21 protein-coding genes and 1 pseudogene are annotated in these 19,861 nt (G+C 51.0%); 12 read left to right on the top strand and 10 right to left on the bottom strand.

The features are described 5' to 3' along the window. Positions 1–34: 34 nt before the first annotated feature. Positions 35–349 carry a thioredoxin gene (gene trxA / locus LBQ97_08955; GenBank protein MDR1832837.1) on the top strand — a complete coding sequence of 105 codons (315 nt, stop codon included), beginning with the start codon at positions 35–37 and terminating at the stop codon, positions 347–349. 74 nt (positions 350–423) lie between these two features. Here trxA and LBQ97_08960 read toward each other — a convergent pair whose 3' ends face one another. Genes LBQ97_08960 through LBQ97_08985 form a run of 6 tightly spaced genes read right to left on the bottom strand, consistent with a single transcriptional unit; the run spans position 424 to position 6,904 of the window. After that, positions 424–2,577, bottom strand: a complete 2,154-nt coding sequence (locus tag LBQ97_08960; GenBank protein MDR1832838.1) for a PBP1A family penicillin-binding protein — start codon at positions 2,575–2,577, stop codon at positions 424–426. A gap of 13 nt (positions 2,578–2,590) precedes the next feature. Then, the gene (locus tag LBQ97_08965; GenBank protein MDR1832839.1) at positions 2,591–3,499 is read right to left on the bottom strand and encodes a DMT family transporter; all 909 of its coding nucleotides are present in this window, start codon (positions 3,497–3,499) and stop codon (positions 2,591–2,593) included. Between the two features lie 43 nt (positions 3,500–3,542). Further along, on the bottom strand, positions 3,543–4,427 hold the full coding sequence (locus LBQ97_08970) for a protease modulator HflC (GenBank protein MDR1832840.1): 885 nt from the start codon (positions 4,425–4,427) through the stop codon (positions 3,543–3,545). A 2-nt stretch (positions 4,428–4,429) separates the two neighbouring features. Next, the gene (hflK, locus tag LBQ97_08975) at positions 4,430–5,386 is read right to left on the bottom strand and encodes an FtsH protease activity modulator HflK (GenBank protein MDR1832841.1); all 957 of its coding nucleotides are present in this window, start codon (positions 5,384–5,386) and stop codon (positions 4,430–4,432) included. A 41-nt stretch (positions 5,387–5,427) separates the two neighbouring features. Continuing rightward, complete coding sequence (locus LBQ97_08980; GenBank protein ID MDR1832842.1) at positions 5,428–6,177, bottom strand: gamma-glutamyl-gamma-aminobutyrate hydrolase family protein; 750 nt, start codon at positions 6,175–6,177, stop codon at positions 5,428–5,430. A gap of 40 nt (positions 6,178–6,217) precedes the next feature. Beyond that, a complete protein-coding gene (locus LBQ97_08985) occupies positions 6,218–6,904 on the bottom strand; it encodes a LysE family transporter (protein MDR1832843.1) in 687 nt (228 codons plus the stop codon). A 266-nt stretch (positions 6,905–7,170) separates the two neighbouring features. On the opposite strand from LBQ97_08985, the gene LBQ97_08990 reads away from it, so the two are divergent. Beyond that, positions 7,171–8,211 (top strand): toxin-antitoxin system YwqK family antitoxin, encoded by a 1,041-nt coding sequence (locus tag LBQ97_08990; GenBank protein ID MDR1832844.1) that lies wholly within the window; start codon positions 7,171–7,173, stop codon positions 8,209–8,211. Between the two features lie 42 nt (positions 8,212–8,253). Here the strand turns inward: LBQ97_08990 and LBQ97_08995 are convergent, their stop codons facing one another. The 4 genes from LBQ97_08995 to LBQ97_09010 are packed head-to-tail and all read right to left on the bottom strand — an operon-like array spanning position 8,254 to position 11,205. Further along, positions 8,254–8,580, bottom strand: a complete 327-nt coding sequence (locus LBQ97_08995; protein ID MDR1832845.1) for a hypothetical protein — start codon at positions 8,578–8,580, stop codon at positions 8,254–8,256. Positions 8,581–8,635: 55 nt separating this feature from the next. Continuing rightward, a complete protein-coding gene (gene lsrF / locus LBQ97_09000) occupies positions 8,636–9,529 on the bottom strand; it encodes a 3-hydroxy-5-phosphonooxypentane-2,4-dione thiolase (protein ID MDR1832846.1) in 894 nt (297 codons plus the stop codon). 1 nt (position 9,530) lies between these two features. Next, positions 9,531–10,532: a dihydroxyacetone kinase subunit DhaK gene (locus tag LBQ97_09005; GenBank protein MDR1832847.1), complete on the bottom strand. Its 1,002-nt coding sequence runs from the start codon at positions 10,530–10,532 to the stop codon at positions 9,531–9,533. Between the two features lie 55 nt (positions 10,533–10,587). Beyond that, positions 10,588–11,205: a DAK2 domain-containing protein gene (locus tag LBQ97_09010; GenBank protein MDR1832848.1), complete on the bottom strand. Its 618-nt coding sequence runs from the start codon at positions 11,203–11,205 to the stop codon at positions 10,588–10,590. Positions 11,206–11,274: 69 nt separating this feature from the next. Here LBQ97_09010 and LBQ97_09015 point away from each other — a divergent pair, with 69 nt between their 5' ends. The 10 genes and pseudogenes from LBQ97_09015 (at position 11,275) to LBQ97_09060 (ending at position 19,723) form a co-directional block, all read left to right on the top strand. Beyond that, a complete protein-coding gene (locus LBQ97_09015; protein ID MDR1832849.1) occupies positions 11,275–11,607 on the top strand; it encodes a hypothetical protein in 333 nt (110 codons plus the stop codon). A 310-nt stretch (positions 11,608–11,917) separates the two neighbouring features. Continuing rightward, entirely contained in the window at positions 11,918–12,232 is a 315-nt protein-coding gene (locus LBQ97_09020; protein ID MDR1832850.1) for a hypothetical protein, read from the top strand. After that, entirely contained in the window at positions 12,220–12,639 is a 420-nt protein-coding gene (locus LBQ97_09025; protein ID MDR1832851.1) for a DUF1232 domain-containing protein, read from the top strand. The genes LBQ97_09020 and LBQ97_09025 overlap by 13 nt, the downstream gene beginning before the upstream one ends. Continuing rightward, positions 12,629–14,317, top strand: coding sequence for an ankyrin repeat domain-containing protein (locus LBQ97_09030; GenBank protein MDR1832852.1), 1,689 nt, complete (start codon positions 12,629–12,631; stop codon positions 14,315–14,317). Before LBQ97_09025 ends, LBQ97_09030 begins: the two co-directional genes overlap by 11 nt. A gap of 116 nt (positions 14,318–14,433) precedes the next feature. After that, positions 14,434–15,699: an HNH endonuclease gene (locus LBQ97_09035; protein ID MDR1832853.1), complete on the top strand. Its 1,266-nt coding sequence runs from the start codon at positions 14,434–14,436 to the stop codon at positions 15,697–15,699. 242 nt (positions 15,700–15,941) lie between these two features. After that, on the top strand, positions 15,942–17,342 hold the full coding sequence (locus LBQ97_09040) for a DUF6273 domain-containing protein (GenBank protein ID MDR1832854.1): 1,401 nt from the start codon (positions 15,942–15,944) through the stop codon (positions 17,340–17,342). A 52-nt stretch (positions 17,343–17,394) separates the two neighbouring features. Then, positions 17,395–17,877, top strand: a complete 483-nt coding sequence (locus LBQ97_09045) for a four helix bundle protein (GenBank protein ID MDR1832855.1) — start codon at positions 17,395–17,397, stop codon at positions 17,875–17,877. A gap of 70 nt (positions 17,878–17,947) precedes the next feature. After that, positions 17,948–18,142 (top strand): annotated as a pseudogene (locus tag LBQ97_09050) (DUF6273 domain-containing protein). A 167-nt stretch (positions 18,143–18,309) separates the two neighbouring features. Beyond that, positions 18,310–19,356, top strand: a complete 1,047-nt coding sequence (locus tag LBQ97_09055; GenBank protein ID MDR1832856.1) for a reverse transcriptase/maturase family protein — start codon at positions 18,310–18,312, stop codon at positions 19,354–19,356. 139 nt (positions 19,357–19,495) lie between these two features. Further along, a complete protein-coding gene (locus LBQ97_09060) occupies positions 19,496–19,723 on the top strand; it encodes a hypothetical protein (protein ID MDR1832857.1) in 228 nt (75 codons plus the stop codon). Positions 19,724–19,861 lie beyond the last annotated feature (138 nt).

The following is a 19,861-nucleotide window of genomic DNA, read 5'->3' on the forward strand; positions in this document are numbered from 1 at the left end:
TCAGATCTATCTGAAACATAAAAGAGGTGAAGACATGAGTGTACAAGCGGTAACAAAGGACAATTTTCTGGAAGAAGTACTGAAAAGCGACCAGACGGTCCTCGTGGATTTCTGGGCGGAATGGTGCGGACCCTGCAAGATGATGGGACCCGTGGTGGACGCCCTGGCGGAAGAAAACAAAGGAAAATTCAAGGTGTATAAGGTGAATATTGACGACGAACCCGAGCTGGCCCAGGAATTCCGGATCATGTCCATTCCGACCCTGGCGGTCTTCAAAGGGGGGAAACTCGCCGAAAAGCTGATCGGCGTGCAGCCCAAGGAAGAGCTGCTTGCCGCCATCACGAAATAGAAACAAGAGAAAACGCTCCGGCGAAAAACCGGAGCGTTTTTATATTCGATAAAAAATCTTATTTTTCCGCGTAATTATTGTCTTTCAAGAATCTCGCCGTAGGTCGGGTCGTCTTCGGCGCCGACGCCTCCGTTCTCTTCTTCCCCGGGCAGCCGGGGCCCCCCTTCTTCATCGGTAATGTCCGTATTGAAGCCCAATACGCCCGCTATGCCCCTGGCGTATTTGACGTCGCTCTCGATCTGCATGCCCGTTTCACGCACGACGTATTCCTTGCCGGAATCGGACAGCAGTCCCGTCACGGGGTCGATCCGTTGCAACAGCAGATCCCCGTTTTTCAGGTGGTTGTCGAGGAAGGAAAATTCCCCGGGCAGATAGAGGCCGTCGTCGATGATTTTCTTGTAATAATTGCGCCAGAGCGGCGCCGCCCCCGTGCCGCCGGTGATGTCGGCCACGGGTCCGTTGTCGTCCCGGCCCACGTAGATGGCCGTCACGTACTCGGGCGTAATTCCCACAAACCATACGGTGCGGTTTTCATTGGTCGTTCCGGTCTTGCCGCCCTGGGCGATGGGCTTTTTGTCCTTGGTCGTAACGGCCGCCCGGGCCGAACTGCCGCTTCGGACGGAACTCACGAGCATGGAGGTCACGATGCTGGTTTCCGTGCTGTCAAAGGTCTTTTCCTGCCGGATTTCCTCGCTATAGATCGTATTGCCGTTCTTGTCCTCCACGGCCGTCACGAAGATCGGATCCACCACATAGCCGCCGTTGGCGAAGACCGCGTAGCCCGTGGCCATCTGGAGCGGCGTGGCTTCAAAGGAACCCAGGGCCGCCGTCAGGTTGTCGGGGACGCGGATGTCGGGGTTGACGAGCTTTGCCGTTTCCTGCAGGGCCTTTATGCCCACGGCTTTGAGGAGCTTGATCGAAACGATGTTGAGCGAGCGGTCCAGCGCGTTTTGCAGCGTGACGTTATCCAGGTACGTATTGCCGAAATTTTTGGGCGTCCAGGTTCCCTGGGAAAAGAAGCTGTCCTCAATGACGGTCGTCGTCTCAAAGCCGTAGTGGATCGCCGTGAAATAGAGGAAGGGCTTGAAGGACGAGCCCACCTGCCGCTTTGCCATGGTGGCCCGGTTGAAATTTCCGGATTTGAAGTTCCGGCCGCCCACGATCGTGATCACGTGGCCGTTGACGGGATCGACGGTCACAAGGGCCCCGTCGAGGTTTTTTCTCTTTTGGAAGAGCTCATAGCCGTCAAAGGCTTTTTTCGCTTCCTGCTGCATTTTGAGATCAAGGGTCGTCCGGACCGTGAGGCCGCCGCTGTAGACGTCCTCTCCGGGAAATTTGTCCAGGAGGAAATCCGTCACGAGATTGGTGAAGTCCGGATAATGGATTGAGGACGAGCCTTCCCTGTCGTAGATCACGGTGACGTTCCGGCCGGCCGTGAACTCTTCAGGGAGTTTGTCCGCGTTGATGAATTCATGGGCGATAGCGTCCTGATACTGGGCTTCCGTAATGCGCCCGTCGGCGCGCATGGCTGCCATGATCCGTTTTGCCCGGGTTACCGCCGCGTCCAGATGCCGACGGGGGTTGTAGCGCTCGGGCCGGTTGGGGATGCAGGCCAGAAGGGCCGATTCCGCCACGTTGAGCTCGTTCAGGTCCTTGCGAAAATACTGTTTCGCCGCGGTCTTGATGCCGTAGAGACCCGAGCCGAAATTGACTTCGTTCAGGTATTTTTCGAGGATCTCGTCTTTGGTATAGCGCCGCTCGATCTCGAAGGTCAGGATGGCCTCTTTGATCTTGCGAGTCAGCGTCCGTTCCTGGGAAAGGAAGGCGTTTTTCGTCAACTGCTGGGTAATGGAGCTCGCGCCCTGCACGGTACGCCCGGCCTTGAGGTTGGCCAAAAGGGCCCCGACGAGTCGTTTGAAATGCAGGCCGTGATGGGTGTAAAACTGTTTGTCTTCAATGGCCAGAAAGGCGTTTTTCGTGATTTCGGGGATTTCCCGGATCCGGGCCACGTCCCGGGATTCGACGTAAATCGTGTCGATGAGCTCGCCGTTCCGGTCGTAGATCCGGGTCGGGAGCGAAGGCGAGTAGTTTTCGATGAGATCGGCTATTTCGGGCATTTCGCGTTTATATTTTTGGAAAATAACAAGTCCGGCCGCGCCGCCCAAGAGACAAGCGGCGAAAGCGGCCCCCAAAAGAGCGGCGACGATTTTTTTCAAAGGCAGTTTCAAGAGTTCTCCTCACTTATTTTTTATTGATGATCACAATGCCGAGGCAGACGAGGACAATGGCCAGAATGGCCCCGGGGTTGAGGATCTGGCCAAATTCGCCCAGAAGAATCCCCGAGAGGACCACGCCGCCCAGCGGCGTCACAAAGGAAAAAATGGAAATCCGCGAGACGGAGTTGTATTTGAGCAGGATCGCCCAGATCGTATAGGCCACGGCGGAAACGGAACCGAGATACAGAAGGGCAGGAATCGCGCCGCTTCCCTGAAAACGCAGGCGCCCTCCGGTCATGAGCCCGACGGCGATCATGACGAGGCCCCCGAAGATGAACTGCCAGCCGCTGATCAGTACCGGATCCGTGTCGGCGTCCCTGTTGTAAATCTTGATTAAATTTGACGATAATCCGTAGGCGATGCCCGAACAGAAGACGAGCCCGTCTCCCAGAAGAGACAGCCCGCCGCCCATGCTTTTGCCGCTCAGGGTCACGATCAATACGCCCGCGAAGCTCACCAGGCCTCCCGCGACTTTTTTCAGCGTCAGTTTTTCGAGACGGAAAACCAGCGTCGCTATGAGGATGGAGATAAAAGCGTTCAGCGAATTGATCAGGGAACTCTTGACGCCCGTCGTATGGGCGACGCCCACGTAAAAGCACAGATATTGCAGGATCGTCTGGAAAAAGGAAATCACGGCGATCTTGGGCGCAATGGCCCTCGTCGGCAACAACAGCCGCCTTCGGAAGAGGCTTGCGAAAAATATCGTCAGGAAGCCCGCGAGCACAAAGCGCGCTCCGGCGAATACGATCTGGGAAAATGTGTCCGAGGTCGCGATCCCCAGCATTTGGTAGCCGATCTTGATTACGGAAAAGGCGCTGCCCCAGAGGATGCAGGCGAAAGACGCGAGGACCGTCACGACCCAGGTCCGCGTCAACAGGTTTGTTTTTTCGTTTTCCAATTTGATTTACGCCTCGATTTTACTCCCGCTTCATGAAGATTTCCGCCATGGGCGAATCCTTCGGCAGGATAACGGTATTGTTCTTTTTTCCCGACTGCATGGACCGCTTGAGAGCCTCGAGAGAGCGCATATAGCGGTAAAACTCATAACGGCTCGGGTCCCCGTAGGCTTCGGCCATGATCCGCATGTATTCGCCTTCGCCTTCGGCGATGATGGAGGCGGCCTTTGCCCGGGCGCCCGAGATCCGGATATTGATCTCCCGGTCCGTGGTGTTCTGGATGAAGCGCGCCTCCGAGGCGCCTTCGGCCGTGTAGGTCGTCGCGATCCGGTCCCGTTCGGAGATCATGCGCTCGTAGACCGCCTCTTTGTTGTCTGCGGGCAGGTCCAGGCGCTTCGTCTCGATGGAAAGGAAGACGATGCCGTATTTTTCGGTATTTTCACTGATATTCTTTTCGATGATTTCCTGAAGCTCTCCGTCCCGGGAGCTGATCACGTCGTTCTGATTCATGGAGCTGATCACGGTCTTGATGGCGTTGTAGACTACGGCTTCAATGATTCTTTCGGCGTTTCCGATGTTGTAGTTGAAATTCTGGGCGAATTTAAGCGGGTCGTCGATCTTCCAGAGCACGTAGCTGTCGGTGATCATGGTTTTCTTGTCCATGGTGATGACGTCCGAAGCCGCGAGATCGAAAAGGAGGATCTCCTTGGGCAGTTTGTCCGCCTGCTGGATAAAGGGGATCCGGAACGAAATGCCGGGCGTTTCAATGACGCGCTCGACCTTACCCAACTGCCGGATCAGTGTAAATTCGTTTTCCCGGGTGATGACGACCATGGTCACGGCCACGAAGAGCGCGATGACGGAAAGGAGCACGAGTCCCGCCAGCAATCTGACGATTTTTTTCATGTTCACTCACCCCCCTGCTGTTGAAAGGATTCGAGGGGCAGCATGGTATTGACCCTGCCGGTCCCGTCGACGATTACTTTGAGGTTCGGGAGGACTTCCTCCATGGTCTCGTAGTACATGCGCTCCCTGGTCATCTGGGGATTTTTTTTGTATTCCTCGTACATGGCGTTGAACGTGGCCACCTGAGCGTTGGCTTCATTGATCCGGCGGGCCTTTGAGGATTCCGCTTCCTGGAGAATCCGGTCGATTTCCGCCTCGGCTTCGGGGAGCCTTGCGTTCCGGTATTTGTTGGCGTTGTGAATGGCCGTTTCCTTGCTCTGCTTGGCGGTTTCCACTTGCTTAAAGGATTCCATGACCTTGGCCGTCGGGGGCGCCGCGTCCTGGATCGTGATATTGATCAGCTGAAGCCCGATATCGAATTGCGCGAGCTTTTTCAGGATGGCCGCCCGGATGGCCGCCTGGATGGGGCCTTTTCCGGTCGTCAAGACCGAATCCACGTCTTTGCCGCCGATGGTGGTGCGGATGCAGCCCTGGGCGATGGTCTTCAAAATGGCAACGGGCTCCCTGGAGGCGTAGAGGGCCTTGACGGGGTCCGATACGCGGTATTCCACAAAGAAGTCGACGTTTACAAAATTATAATCTCTGGTGATCATCAGGGATTCCTCTTCACGACTCTCGTTGGTCCGTTCGTTGTAACCGATGGCGAAGCGCTTGATCGTCGTGTCCACTTTGATGACGCGCTGGATCAGCGGAATCTTGAAATGCAGCCCCGAAGTCGTCACGGCCCGGGCCTTGCCCAGCGTCACGAGGACGGCCTGTTCCTGTTCCTGGATCTGGTAATAGGAACCGGTTCCGAAAAGAACGAGGATTGCCAGCAGTACGCCGATCAAAACCCCTTTGTTCAGTTTCGGCGCCAATTCATTCAGTATGTCGGAGAGGGGTCTCCTGGCTATTTTCATGTGTACCTCCTCAGGTTGCGCCCCGATAGACGCGGTTTTTCTCAGTTTTGCGCCGAGGTTCTTTCAATAAAACGTTTGAAGATCTCCAGCTGTTTCGGATCAAGATGGGAAAGTCCCTCGGGGTGCCATTGCACCGCGAAGAGAAAATGCCCGTCCATATCTTTATGTTCAAAGGCCTCGATGAGTCCGTCCCGGGACCGGGCCACGGCCCTGAGGACGTCGGAGGCGAAGTCCTTGACGCCTTGGTGGTGGACGGAGTTGACGGCGATTTCCGCCTTTTCCCCGTCCTCCCCAGCAAAAATGGGGTAAAGGAAGGAATCCTTTTCGATCAGGATTTTGTGCGCGAGGCCGTGGCGTTCATATTGGGCCGGATGGTGGCCCAGGGCGCCCGGGAGTTCCGCGTCAATATGCTGGTAGAGCGTCCCGCCGTAGGCGACGTTGATGAGCTGCAAGCCGCGGCAGATGCCGAATACCGGCATTTTCCGCTCCCGCGCGATGGCGAGGACCGCGAATTCCGTCTCATCCCGCAGCGGATCCGTATAGTGGACATTGACCGAGGTATCTTCGCCGTAGGCAAAGGGATGGACGTCCTCCCCGCCCGCGATGATGAGGCCCTTCATGTTGACGGCCGTCATAAATTCCCGCAGATAATCGATGTCCCCGCTGAGGGGGATCAGGACCGGCAGGCCTCCCGCCCGTTCGACGGAGGAGATGTAGCCGTAATGTTGTTTGATGAAGTAACCGGGGTCTTTCTTTTCCCGGGACATGGTAATGCCGATAACCGGTTTCATGTGTTTTTTCCTTCCTCCCGTGTATCAAAATAGTATATGTTTACGTTCTGAGCGACAGCAGGGAAAAATGGGGGATCAGACGCCGGAACAGGTTCACGCAACGCAGGGCGACCAGTTGCTTTACGGCCATGGAAAGGATGAACAGGCCGAAGCCGAAAATCAGAATGCCCATGATCCGCGTGACTTTGAGCAGATTTTCCTTGGAGACGAATTTTTTCCAGTGGGTGAGCCCCAGCGTGATAAAGGTCCATTCGGCGGCGCCGCCCGTGAGGACGCCGGCCATGAGCATGACGATCCAGCCCCGGTGCACGTCGGCATAGACCCGAAGCGTTGAAAAAATCAGCCAGATCGTGAAAAAATTCTGCAAATTCCCCAGGGCGATGGCGAAGGTCGTCGTGTAACTCTTGATGTACCCGGCCGGAGAGGTCTCGATATGCTTCATTTCCCGCCGTTTTTTGAGTTTGCCGAAGGAAACGAGGATCAGCAGAAAACCCACGATAAATTTGAAATACAGCTCATAGCGGAGGATCCAGGTGTCGACCTGGTCCAGAAAAAAGAACCCGAGCGCCGTGTAAAACAAGTCGCTGGTCACCATGCCCATTGCGGCGGTGAAGCCCTTCATACGCCCTTCAGAGAGCGTTTTTTCCATGCAGTAAATCCCTACGGGACCAAAGGGAATGGAGAGCAGAAGCCCCGTGATGATGCCTTTGATAAAGAGCAGCCACAAAATAATCACCCCAAAACAAATAAACCCTGAAAGCAAAGCAGGCTTTTTATTTACAGTGTACCATATATACAGCGATTTTACAAATCATTTTTCCCAAAAAATTCCTTTGCTTTTGCCGCCCCGACGTGATATAACCTAATTATGGGCGAAGTCATTCCCCTGACATAAAAAAACGCTATGCTGTAAGCGATGGATTCCGGTATGCCCGGGCCCGTACGGGGTCGGGAAAGACAAGCGCGGAATCCGGTTTTTGCGCGGAGGAAAGCATGAAAAGACTGGTCTGGACGCTGCTTCTGACGGGGAGTTTCCTCGTCATGGGGGCGGCCCACGAAATTGATATCAACGACGCGGAACTGCGCGGGCGGCTGATCTACCGGAAAGGGAGCGACGAGCCCTACTCGGGTCAGCTCCGTATTCTCTACCGGAGCGGGAAAACCGACAGCGTCCATCAGATCCGGGACGGCCTCGAAGAGGGACGGCGCAATTCCTGGTATGAAAACGGGCGGCTGCGGGAAGATGGAAATTACGCCCGGGGCCGTCGTGAAGGGGTACATCGGGCCTGGTTTGAAAACGGCCATCCCCAGTTTGAGATTACGTACCGGGACGGGGTCTATGACGGCGTCGCCCGGGAATATTATGAAAACGGACAATTGAGAGGCGAGGCCAATTACGCCGCGGGCGCGCCCACGGGACCTTACCGGCTTTACTATGAAAACGGGGCCCTCAACGAAGAAGGCGTCTTTGAGACGAAGACCGAGGAACTTACCGTGGAAAGCGCCTTGCAGCGGCAGGGTCTTGACTTTTCGATGAGACCGGGACCGGGGGGGCCCGGGGGACCCGGAGGATTCGGAGGACCCGGCGGTCGGGAGCGGACCGTTGCGGTCAGCGCCTCCGCGGGAACGGTACGGGCCGTCGCATCAGACGCGAGAAGACAGGCCCCCATGGCGGCGCCTGAACTCCCCCGGGCGGAATTTCGCGCGAGGACCAGCATCGCCAGGACCATGACGACCCGGGAATACAAGCTATATTACGAAAGCGGTCAGCTCCTTGAGAGCGGGCGCTTTGTGAACGGCTTTCCCGACGGCGGGAAACGCTCATTTTACGAAAACGGTAATCTGAAGCTTGAGGCCAATTACCGCAGGGGTCTGCCCGACGGGATCTGGAAGGAATACGGGCCCGACGGCAAGCTCAAAGCGGAAACGAGCTGGCGGGGCGGGCGTCAGGACGGTCCCTTCCGAATTTACAACGACGCCGGAAATTTGATCCGGGAAGAGCAGTACCGCAACGGCCGGCTGATGAAAAAATAAAAAAACGGAGCCCCTTTTACCGGCGCCCCGTTTTTTTATGGGTCAGTTTTTGTCTTCGTAGAGCTCAAAGATCGTGTCGTCCTTGACGATAAAGGCGATCCGGACGCCGGGCCCGATTTCGAGGGGCTCGAAAATCACGCGATCCGCGTCTTTGAGGTATTTTTCCATGTCGTCCACCTTGTAGGCCACATGGGGATTCTTGTGCATAATCTCCGGGAAGGGCGTGCCTTCTTCGAATTTCAGATATTCGATCTTGTAATCGTAGTCATCCACCGAGGGATTCATCCAGATCTTCAGGCCTTCCTGCCAGATCATCCCCTCTTTTTTATTGGTTACCGGTATTCCGACGTGCATAAATGTCGCCGCCATATGCTCTCCTCCTTTTTTTGTGGGGTATCGGTCGCATTGCCTTCTATTCGCCGGCTCAGGCCTTTTCCGCCCGGGCCGCCTCTTCGTTGAAGAAGCGGAAAGCCTCCGCGTCATTCTTACCTTCGTGGACAATCTTTCCGATGGCTTTCGCCATGGCGACCGGAGACGCGCTTTGGAAAATATTCCGGCCCATGTCGATGCCCCGGGCGCCTTCGGAAACCGCCCGGTAAACCATGGAAAGCGCCTCGTTTTCGGGGATTTTTTTGCCTCCGGCCACGATGAGCGGCGCCGGGCAGGCCGCCGCCACTTTTTCAAAGCCCTCGCAATAGTAGGTCTTGATGGCGTGGGCGCCGTTTTCGGCCAGAAGCCTTGTGGCCAGAAGGAAAAACTCCGTCGTGCGGGCCATATCCTTACCGACGGCCACAACGCCCAGGACGGGGATGCCGTAGCGGTTGCCCCGGTCCACGGCCCGGCAGAGCGTCTCGATAGAATCTCTTTCGCCGGGGGCCCCGACAAAGGTCTGGATCGCGATCATTTGGGCGTTGAGCCGGATGACTTCTTCCATATCGAGACCGAAGCCCGATCCCGTGGTCATGTCGTCCTTGAGGACGGACTCGTCGTGGGTGGCCCGCAGACATACGGGTTTCGCGACGCCCGGATCGACACAGGTCCGGATCGCGCCCCGGGTCCCCATGAGGACGTCCACATGGGGGATCAACCGCGGAATGACCAGGTCCAGCCGTTCAAGGCCCGCCGTGGGTCCCATGATATAGCCGTGGTCAAAGGCCAGCATAACCGTGTTTCCGGATTTCGGATCAAAGATCCGCCCGAGCCGGTTTTGCAGTCCCCAGTCGTAATGGGCCGCGCCCTTGACGGGAAAAACCCGCGCTTCCGGTTCAAGACCGACGTGGTATTCTTTTGCCGCTTGATTTCCCTTCGCGTCGGCCATATTATTTCCTCCAGAAGGCGAAAGAGGCCGCCGGCGTGTTCCAGAGCCGGAGGAATTCTTCGTCCCATTTGGCAATATTCAGCTGAAATCCCGCCTGTTCCTGCACCGTCAGGATCTCGCCCACCATGTTGGCCACAACGGTGATCCCGAGGCTTTCGAGGTAATGAACACAATCTTTGTAGAGAATAAACATTTCCATCAATGTGGTCGCGCCCGAACCGTTGACCATCACAAAGACCTTGTCCCCTTTGGCAAGGGGAATGTCCTTGACCAGGGCGTTTGCCATGATGGCGACGGTTTCTTTGGCGCTCTTCATGGGCTGCCGGCCGCCGCCGCCCTCGCCGTGCTGCCCCATGCCGATTTCCATATCGATGTCGCCGAGATCGCCGAATTCCGCGCCCGTAGCCGGATGCGTCGCGGTCCTTGCCGCCACCGCAATGGTCGCCATGGAATCGGCGTAGCGCTGGGCCAGCGCAGCCACTTCATCGAGGGACTGCCCTTCCTTTGCCGCCGCGGCCAGGATGTGATACATGGGGACCGCGCCCGCGAGGCCTCTTCTGTCATCGGCGTTGGACCGGGGGGCGTTGGAGATGTCTTCCTGAGTCACGACTTTCTGGATGTTGATCCCTGCTTTTTCCGCCATTTTCATGACCATGTTGCCGGTCAGCATGTCTCCCGCGTGATTGAGCACGAGAAGCAGGACGCCCTTGCCTTTGTCGGCCAGTTTGACGGCCTCAAAGACCGACTGGGGATTCGGGGCTGCGAAAATATCTCCGGCTACGGAAATATCGAGCATCCCGTCGCCCACAAAGCCGCTCAGGGCCGGCTCATGCCCCGTGCCGCCCAAGGTGACAATGGTCACCCGGTCGGCATCTTTGAGCGTTTTGCTCACGACCATGTTGCCGCCGACCAGCTCCACGAGATCGCCGTGGGCGAGAACGAGACCCTCCAGTAGTTCCTGCGTCAGCGTGTCCGCTTGGTTGATGAATTTTTTCATTTTCATATGCTTTACACCTCCTGGATATTTGTGATCAGGGCGGGTCTCCCCGCCTGTTTCTTTATTCGCACAGACCTGCAAAGAAGCGGGCCATGGAAAGAGCGCCCGCGTCCATTGTCCCCAGCGTCGCCTCTTTGTAATTCTTGGCCCTGCCGTATTTGGCCGCATAGTTTTTTGTGGCTTCCGCCCCGGCCTTTGCCGCGGCGGCCGCGGCCGCGAGCATGCCTTTAGCGTCGTCTCCCGTCCATGCCTCCATGGCCCTTACGGCCGGAATCAGGGCGTCCATCAGGGTTTTGTCCCCTTCTTCGGCCTTTGTGACGTCCCGGATGGCGCGCAAGCCGCCGGCGAAAAGGGTCTTAAGATCGGCGGGACCGATGTCCGCCGCGTCCATCCCCGGCGCTTCCGCAAAGCCTCCGAAAAGCGTCGTCCACAGCGGGACCGCCGCGCCGCCGTTTATGGCCATGATGGCGTCGGCCGCGGCTTCCATGGCGGCGTTCACGCCGACGTCGGTTTTTTTCGCGGTATCCATTGCCGCAAGGAAGGCGCCGGCGATTTTTTCCATGGTGATTCCGTGATCGCCGTCGCCATATTTGGCGTCGATGGCGGTCAGTTCATCCTTCGCGGAAATAATCTCTTTCCCCGCGCCGATAAAGCAGTCGAGCAAATTTTCCTTTGTCATTTCCGGCCTCCCCTGTCCGTAATCGTCTGATACTAAAGTATAGCCGCAGCTTTGCATTTTGTCAAGTGGGTGGCAAGAAAAAAACACCCCCTTGCGTTTCGCGTTTATTCGACCGCTTTCTCCAGCGCCTCACGCAGGATTTTGGAATACACCTACACGATAGCGGAAAAATGTTCTCCTTTACTCCCTCGTGGCCCTTTTGTGGCCTATAGCATTGATATTATTTTTGATATGACGGCAAAGGCGCTCAAAACCAAGGCGTTGAGCGGTATCTCTTGTGGACGGTTTGTGGCCTGTAGATGTGACAAGGGAAAAGTCAAAGCGCGGATTTATGCGGGATTTGGGGGAGGAAAATTATGGGGTATAATTGTGAGTTCAAGTGCTTCCATTTTACCTCATTAACCGGAGGTATGTCAAGACTAAGAATCCAATAAATTCTGCCATTTTTTTATTGATAGTACACAAAAAAGCCAATTTCAAAGGCCAAAGTATTTTCTCAATTTTTCTCGATTTTATACCCCATTCAGCTCTCTTTAATTCCTGCTGTTTACAGCCTTTTTAGCGATCCTGCCCCTGACAATTATACCCCATAATAGTCAATCCATAAAAATGACCCAGAAGCGTCCTGAAACGGCGGCATTGCGCCTGTTTTAGATTTGTTGTTATGCGTGAATAATTGTTGGAAACATAAAATCGCACTGAGTTCAAAAAAGTGTTCCCGATAAAAAAGATTTTGTCAAAAACGAAAACCGTTTGTTTTCGGGAATTTTGTTATGAAGAAAGAATGGGGAGATTTTTCTCTAAACAGGCGAAATGGAAAAGGCTGCGAATTAAGATTTTACGCTGTAGGGCATGGGATAAGATTGCCTTTACGGAGAGTTTGCGTCACGGGCTGGAAGCCCGTGATACGGGGGGAGCTTTTGGGAGAAAGCGTATGGGCAGGGATGCCCATGCGACAGAGGAATTCCACGTATTGATCGATAAATATTATGATGTGGAGCAAAAGGAGGCAAAATGCGCGACGTAACAGATGATCAAGCAAATGAGGAATTTCAGAAGTACTCGAACAATGTGTCGGAAAGCGACGTGACAGACATTCTTTCCAAAGAAGAAAAAATCCTGAAGAAGGTTAAGGGCCCGCTGTCAAAATTCAGTGAGGATATCCCCTTGCTCTTCTCAATTGTCAAGGATTACACCAATGGCAGCTACAGAGAGTTGCCTTGGAAGACTATTGCTGCCATTGTCGGAACCCTGCTGTACGTTTTCAGTCCGGTTGATCTGATTCCGGATTTCCTCCTCGGCGTCGGGCTTATCGACGATGCGGCGGTTGTTGGATTGTGCATGTCGGGGCTTCACCTTGACCTGCAGCAATACAAGTTTTGGAAGAACAGCAAGAAACTGATTAAGAAGGAGGATGACAATCATGGCATTTGACTGGAAAGGGCTTATAGGAGGTTTGAATAGCTTCGGAGATAAAATGGATGAAGAGATTTTAGCGCATCCGGAAAAATATGACTACGACTTATATCAAAAAGCGCTGATGCGCCAGCAGTCGCGTGAGCAATCACGTGAGGCCGAACAACGTGAAAATGAAAGACTGCGAAGGGAAGAAGCTGCGCGGCAGCAGGCGGAGCGCGAACGAAGAGAATGGGAAGAAGAGGCCGCGCGACAACGAGCGGTGGAAGATCAAAGAAAAAGGAATTTCCTCTTTCTCGAAGCCTGCAGAATTCAATCTCTGACAGAAATACAAAACTTCATGAACGCAGGCGCTGAAAAGAACTGCGTCAATCAAAAAAAGCAAAACGCGTTGATGATTGCAATTCTGGCGGACAGGGACCACAGTATCGTAGATTTTCTGGCCCAAAACACCTCAAATATTGATTGGGTGGATAATCAAAACCATACGGCGCTGATGTATGCCATAGAAAACAAGAAGTCCGATTACATACGAATCCTGGTTGCGCGTGGCGCGAAGACAAACGTCCGCGTAAAGGGGATTCCGCTGATTGAATACGCAATCCAGAGCAAAGTTTCAGCCGAAGGAATTCGGAAATTAATTGAAGGCGGCGCCGATATTTCCTATAAATCTCAGGATGGAGAAACTCTTCTGATGCGTCTGATTCGGCAACACGGCAGCTATGATGCAGTAAAAGTCTTGATCGAAAGCGGGCTTGATGTAAAAGTTAGGGATAATACGGGGACAACAGCATTTGCTTGCTTTGCCGAAGCGGGTGACGATGTCAGGGTGGGGAGACTTCTCCTCGAGAATGGAGCATCCGTTGAAACAAGAAATATGGATGGCGCGACGCCGTTAATGATGGGCGCTCTGTATAATGAAAAGACGGAAATCATTGAATTTCTGCTTTCTAATGGCGCCAATGCGAATATGAAGACTAAGACCGGCATAACTCCCTTGATGTACGCCGCCGTGAATAACGGCAATAAGAACGTTCTTGACGCGCTCATACACGCGGGCGCCGAAGTTGACGCAAAGGATAACGACGGCTATACGCCGCTCTTGTATGCTCTGGAAAATAATAAAAACCCGGAGATCGCGTTGACGTTGCTTTTATCAGGAGCTTCCGCAAATGTAGCGTTGAATGGAGATTCCGCTTTGATTCTCGCCGTCAGGAGTGATCAGGACGTCAGAGTCATCCGGGAGCTTATTACGAAAGGCGCCGATGCCAAGGTAAAAGGGAAAGATGGCAAGACGGCGCTGGAGTATGCGATGCAGGCCAATAAGCCGTCGGCAATCATTGATGAGTTACTGAAGGTCAGCGTCGATATCAACGCGAAAGACAAAGACGGAAAGACAATGCTTATGCTCGCTTTGGAAAATACAAGGACGGTCGGGGAGATCTTGAAGCTTATCCAAGGGACCGAGAACATTAATGATCAGGATAATAAGGGTATGACGCCTCTAATGTATGCGGTATCCAACAACAGATTCGCGCAAAATGATTTGATGACGATCATCAAAGAGCTGCTCAAGAAAGGGGCGGATCCGAAGGTTAAGAATAGCAGGGGGCAGTTGGCGATTGAGTTGGGGGGAAATAATCCCAATTTTAAGAATACGGATGTTTTTTGGGAGATCAATGATTTGAGTTTTTGATTACTGAATACTGCTATTGCAAGATACCGTCTGATAATATGAATGGCAGAATTCAGGTACATTTATCCCAAAATTGATTTGCTTTCAATAATACTATATATTAATAGGAGCCAAAGATGAAAAAAGAAAAACCAAATGTCAATGAATTAGTGAAATGTATTTATTCAAAAAAATATGAAAATAAGAGTGAGGAGCACATCATTCCTGCTGCATTTGGAGGAGAAAAAACAATTGACTGCGTAGGCGATCAGTCTAATAATACTCTTTCAAAGTTTGAAGGCGCGATGTTGCGGAAATCTTTTTTAGTTGTCGAGAGAATAAAAAGAGATTTTAAAAACAGATACGATAAACCGAGAGAATTTTTAGGATTTAATGAAGATTATTCTTCAACATTAGTAATAGATACATCTAAAAATATTACTGAACCCGGGCAAATTAATATAACAAGCGGAATTTTGACGATGAATCTTTGTAATGACAAAGAGTGCAGTGCATTGATTGATTTTATGAACAAAGCAAAAGAATGTATAAGTGATCGCAAAAATGTTGAATTGCGTGAAAATAAAAGATTTGATAAGGAACAATTCAAGATTGCTTATTCTGAATATGATAAAAGATATGTTATTTATTTGAACGACTATGATGATTATGAGAGTTTAAAAGCGATACTTGATGATTTAACCGTAGACGAATCTTCTCTGAAACAAGTACAAACCAGAGAAATCATAGAAAACCCAGTAATTAAACTGCTTTTATCGTGGGATAGAGAAGATGAAAGAAGATTTATGGGCAAGATCGCATTCAATATTTTGAGCGATGTAACAAGTTCAGATTTCGTTTTAAGCGATTGCTTCGATGATTTACGTGAGTATATATTAAATGGAGACAGAAGCAAGGAAATAAACGCATCAGTCGAGTATGGTAAAAGAAAAAACATCATACATATGAAGAGAAAAGGAGAAGGTTTAGTGAAGATTTTAATTGCTGCCAAACTAGACCCCACTAAAATAATTCCGGTCGATGACAATTTTAAGAACGAACTATTCAGTTATAAAGAAAAAATTAATAATTTACTGGAAGATAATCACAACTCACGTGCAACAATAACGGCAATAGAAATGAGCGAAGATGATTTTCTGAGAAAAATTAAAGACTTGAGCATTGAGGAAGAAATACTGAATTCTCTGAAAGGCACGGACAAAAAGACGGATGTCGATGCCGTCATTATATTCATTGGTGATGATAAAAAAAGTCTTGAATGTTATCTCTCTATTGCAGGGAATCTGTATCATATTATATATAGTAGCACCTTTGACATCGATCTTGCTAGATTTAGCGATATCCGATTTCCAATAATAAAGTCGCTTGACGAATACCGGTAATTACTTGTAATTTTAAGGCAACTTCATCTAATAAGAAAAGTAGTTGATGAGTGCACAAAGGAATGGCTATTAACCAGCTTTTAGGTTATAATCCAATGATATGAATGCAGATTGATTGTGACTAATACTGCCCCGAAGCCAGTGAATATTCCTTCGTGACAAAAGATCATATAAAATGCGATGATTTCTAAAGAACAATCTTTGGATGAAAAACGAACGTTGAGGAGATGATAATAAGCAGGATGAATAATGACATTCTAAAAAAATTTGATTCCAGAAATAAGAACATGCCGCATGCATCTGATGAGTCAAACGCTGATGGTTCAAATTGTACAGTTGAAAAAACTCTAAGCAATGAGCCACGCAAGAACAAAATCTTCACCCCTAAAATTGGTGACAGTATTCAATTTGGCTCCTATGATTGGCGAGTTCTTGATGTGAAAAATGGAAAAGCATTACTGATTGCCCAGGATATTACTCATGTCAATATGCCCTATAACGAAGAATGGGTAGACGTGACCTGGGAAACATGTACGTTACGCAAATGGTTGAATGAAGAGTTCTTTTACTCATTCAGTGCAGAGGAACAAAGGCAGATAGTACCGACAGCCAATATCAATGAAAACAATCAGTGGTATGGTATTAATGGCGGGAGAAATACGCAAGACAGGATATTCCTGCTTTCTATTTCTGAAGTGGTTAAGTATTTAGGTGATAGCGGCGATTTGAAAAATAGAAAGGGATGGTACTGGGAAGGTGACAAATGGATATTAAAAGATAGCAAGGGCTATGCTATTAATGACCAATTTAATCAGAAAAGAATTACAAAATACAATGGTTCAGTAGCTTGGTGGTGGCTCCGGTCGCCGGGCTACGTTAGTAATCATGCTGCTATCGTCGACTATGACGGGCGTGTCAACATGGATGGCGGCGGTGTCATCGGTGCTAGTGACGACGGCGGTGTTCGTCCCGCTCTTTGGCTGAGCTTGGATTCCGATGAGGAAAACACGGAATTGACCACTGCCATAGATGGAAATCTAAATAATGACTTTTCTCAAAACGACATTTCAATGCCGAGTATTGGGGACAACTTCCATTTTGGCGCCTACGACTGGGTGGTTCTCGATGTAAAAAATGAGAAAGCTTTACTGATTGCCCAGGACGTTACTCATGTCAATATGCCATATAATACAGATTGGGATGTCACCTGGGAGACGTGTACGCTTCGTCGATGGCTCAACAATGATTTTTATCATTCTTTCTCCAAGACTGAACAGTCGCGGATTGCGTTGACAAACATTAAAAATGTTGACAACCAATGGTTCGGAACTAACGGCGGAAACAATACGCAAGATAAGGTATTCCTTCTGTCGATTGCTGAAGTAGTTCAGTACTTTGGCGATAGTGGACAACTGAAGAATAAAAGTCTGAATAGTGATTATTATATTAGTGATCAATTTAATCAGAAAAGAATTGCAAAATACAATGGTTCAGAAGCTTGGTGGTGGCTCCGGTCGCCGGGCCTCAATAGTACTTCTGCTGCTTTCGTCGACAATGACGGGGATGTCAACATGAATGGCAGCCGTGTCCGCAATGATAGTGGCAGCGGCGGTGTCCGTCCCGCTCTTTGGCTGAATCTCTAATCTGTACTCTTTTAATCTTTAATCATCTTTGTGCGCCGAAGGCGCATGAATCTTGTCGCGAAGCGACGCAATCGCCGCCGTAGGCGGCAAAATCATCCGCGAAGCGGGTCGCGCCGGATTGTTTTTTGGGGGGCAAATGGCATACAAGCAACAGAGCAAAACGCAAAGCGAATTGACAGTAGTAACAAAAACCAAAGATCTCTGTTCCTACATCATGACGATCACCCAAAAATCCCCAAAACAATTCCGCTTCACCTTCATCAGCAAACTGCAAAATTTAGCTCTTGATGCAATAGAAAACATCTACCGGGCCAATGACATTTTCATTGGTCCTGAAGCCCCTCCCGCAAACAGGGCTGAACGGCTGTCTTTTCAGCATAAGGCGCTGACTGATCTTAAGATACTCGCTTATATAGCGGAGTTATCCATGACGCAGGGATGCATCCTGATGAAACAATTTGAGCAAATAGCCAAACAAACAACAGACTGCCAGCGACTACTTGGCGCATGGATTAATAGCGACAAGAAACGATGAATACATGAATACGCGATAAAAGCCTGCGGCTGAAATGTGACCGAACACTGAGTCACAGGCTTATTCGGGGGATCCGGTTGAAACTTGGTGGTGGCTCCGGTCGCCGGGCAACAATAGTAATAATGCTGCTATCGTCAACAATGACGGGAATGTCAACATGAATGGCAACAATGTCAACAATGATAATGACAACGGCGGTGTCCGTCCCGCATTCTCTCGCTGTCAGAAACTTACCCTACGTAGGGCAGTCCGTACGGAGAGATAAAGGAACCTGGTTCCCTTTCGCCGGTCAGGCGGAAAAATAACTGTCGGCGGTTGTCTGAACGCCGCAAAATTGATAAATCATGCAATTGGCTTTCGGACATGCGGAACGGGAATTTTGTTCGGTCAAATCCCGTTCCCTGCCGATGAAAAAGGGTAAGAGAAAGCGATATGAAAACCTACGAAGAGATGTGCAAATTTGAAAATCTGTACAATGCCCACCGGGCTGCACGTCTCGGAAAGCGGGGAAAGACAGAGGTTATCAAGTTTGAGATGAACATTGCTTGGAACATCTATACCTTGCAGGAACAATTGATCAACCGGACTTGGAAACCGCTGGGATATTATCATTTTTATGTGCACGATCCGAAAACCAGATCCATTTTTGCGCCTTATTATGCGGACAGGGTCGTCCAGCACTGCCTGTGCGACAACATCCTCGCCCCTGTGCTGGATAAGCGCCTGATCTTCGATAACGCCGCCTGTCGCATTGACAAAGGAACCCACTTCTCTTTGAAAAGACTCACACAATTTCTGGCGGATTTCTACAAGAAGCATGGAACAAAGGGATATTTCCTGAAAATTGATATCCGGAAGTATTTTGACAATATTGACCACGCTGTATTGAAGGAGAAGCTTTCGAAAGTATTCAAGGAAAAGGATATCCTTGATATGCTGTTTCTGATTATCGACAGTTATGAAAAAGAGCCAGACAAAGGCCTGCCTCTGGGGAATCAGACAAGTCAATGGTTTGCGCTGTACTATCTGGACGGGCTGGACAGACTGATAAAAGAGAAATTCAGGATTAAATACTATACGCGGTATATGGACGACTTTATCCTTTTGCATGGGGACAAGACGTATCTGCTGGAAATTTTGGCTCAATTGCGTGCGTTTGCCGCCGGTGAGTTGCACATCGAGTTTAACGAAAAGACACAGATTTTCCCGGTATTAAACGGCGTGAAATACCTTGGTTTCCACATCTACCTGACGGAAACCGGCAAAGTCATCCGGAAAGTAACCGCGCAAACAAAAAAGCGCTACAAAAGGCTTTTGAAAAAAATGACAAAAGATTATGCCCTCGGGTTGATTGATCTTGATTTTATCCAGCCGAGAATAAACAGCTATACGGCCCATCTCAAGCACGGACATACGGATAGATTGAGAGGGAAGCTTGCCCGGGAGACAAGCTACGTGAGAGGGCAAAAACAGAACTGATAGCGTCGCACAGGCATATCGGCAGGGGCATGGACATCCCTGCCCATGCCCCTGCCAAAAGGCAACCCCAGTAGCAAGGGCTTCTCAGCCCGTGCCCGAATCTCAAACTATAACCAAACCCCAAAGGAGGAACCTCACCATGAGCAAAAAATGCCGAGACTGCCACCACTACGGCGGCATGCAGTGCAACGTCAAAAAAGCCCCCCACGCCACAAATCCCGTAAACACCTGCAATTACGCGGATCCCGCAAAAAAGATCTGCTGCAACTGCCGCTACTACAGTCGCGAAACCTGCTCGCTCCGGACACCCCGGTTCACCGGCCCCATGGCGACCTGCAACAATTTTACGAAACATATGATGGTGTGAAGGGGGAGACGCCGGCCGCAGGGCCGACAGAGAGGTCGAGGGCAAGCGGAGCGATCAGCGATATCCTTTTTCTTCCGTCAATCCTGTGATTGCCTCAGCGCTCCAATAACGATTTGGCCGAATTTGTACCCCGCCATT

Source organism: Fusobacteriaceae bacterium (genome assembly GCA_031272775.1).
Taxonomy (GTDB): Bacteria; Fusobacteriota; Fusobacteriia; order Fusobacteriales; family Fusobacteriaceae; genus JAISST01.

Coding starts and splice junctions, on each gene's coding strand:
- trxA (MDR1832837.1), top strand. CDS start 35: ATGAGTGTACAAGCGGTAACAAAGGACAATTTTCTGGAAGAAGTACTG.
- LBQ97_08970 (MDR1832840.1), bottom strand. CDS start 4,427: ATGAAAAAAATCGTCAGATTGCTGGCGGGACTCGTGCTCCTTTCCGTC.
- hflK (MDR1832841.1), bottom strand. CDS start 5,386: ATGAAAATAGCCAGGAGACCCCTCTCCGACATACTGAATGAATTGGCG.
- LBQ97_08980 (MDR1832842.1), bottom strand. CDS start 6,177: ATGAAACCGGTTATCGGCATTACCATGTCCCGGGAAAAGAAAGACCCC.
- LBQ97_08990 (MDR1832844.1), top strand. CDS start 7,171: ATGAAAAGACTGGTCTGGACGCTGCTTCTGACGGGGAGTTTCCTCGTC.
- LBQ97_08995 (MDR1832845.1), bottom strand. CDS start 8,580: ATGGCGGCGACATTTATGCACGTCGGAATACCGGTAACCAATAAAAAA.
- lsrF (MDR1832846.1), bottom strand. CDS start 9,529: ATGGCCGACGCGAAGGGAAATCAAGCGGCAAAAGAATACCACGTCGGT.
- LBQ97_09005 (MDR1832847.1), bottom strand. CDS start 10,532: ATGAAAATGAAAAAATTCATCAACCAAGCGGACACGCTGACGCAGGAA.
- LBQ97_09010 (MDR1832848.1), bottom strand. CDS start 11,205: ATGACAAAGGAAAATTTGCTCGACTGCTTTATCGGCGCGGGGAAAGAG.
- LBQ97_09025 (MDR1832851.1), top strand. CDS start 12,220: ATGCGCGACGTAACAGATGATCAAGCAAATGAGGAATTTCAGAAGTAC.
- LBQ97_09030 (MDR1832852.1), top strand. CDS start 12,629: ATGGCATTTGACTGGAAAGGGCTTATAGGAGGTTTGAATAGCTTCGGA.
- LBQ97_09035 (MDR1832853.1), top strand. CDS start 14,434: ATGAAAAAAGAAAAACCAAATGTCAATGAATTAGTGAAATGTATTTAT.
- LBQ97_09040 (MDR1832854.1), top strand. CDS start 15,942: ATGAATAATGACATTCTAAAAAAATTTGATTCCAGAAATAAGAACATG.
- LBQ97_09055 (MDR1832856.1), top strand. CDS start 18,310: ATGAAAACCTACGAAGAGATGTGCAAATTTGAAAATCTGTACAATGCC.
- LBQ97_09060 (MDR1832857.1), top strand. CDS start 19,496: ATGAGCAAAAAATGCCGAGACTGCCACCACTACGGCGGCATGCAGTGC.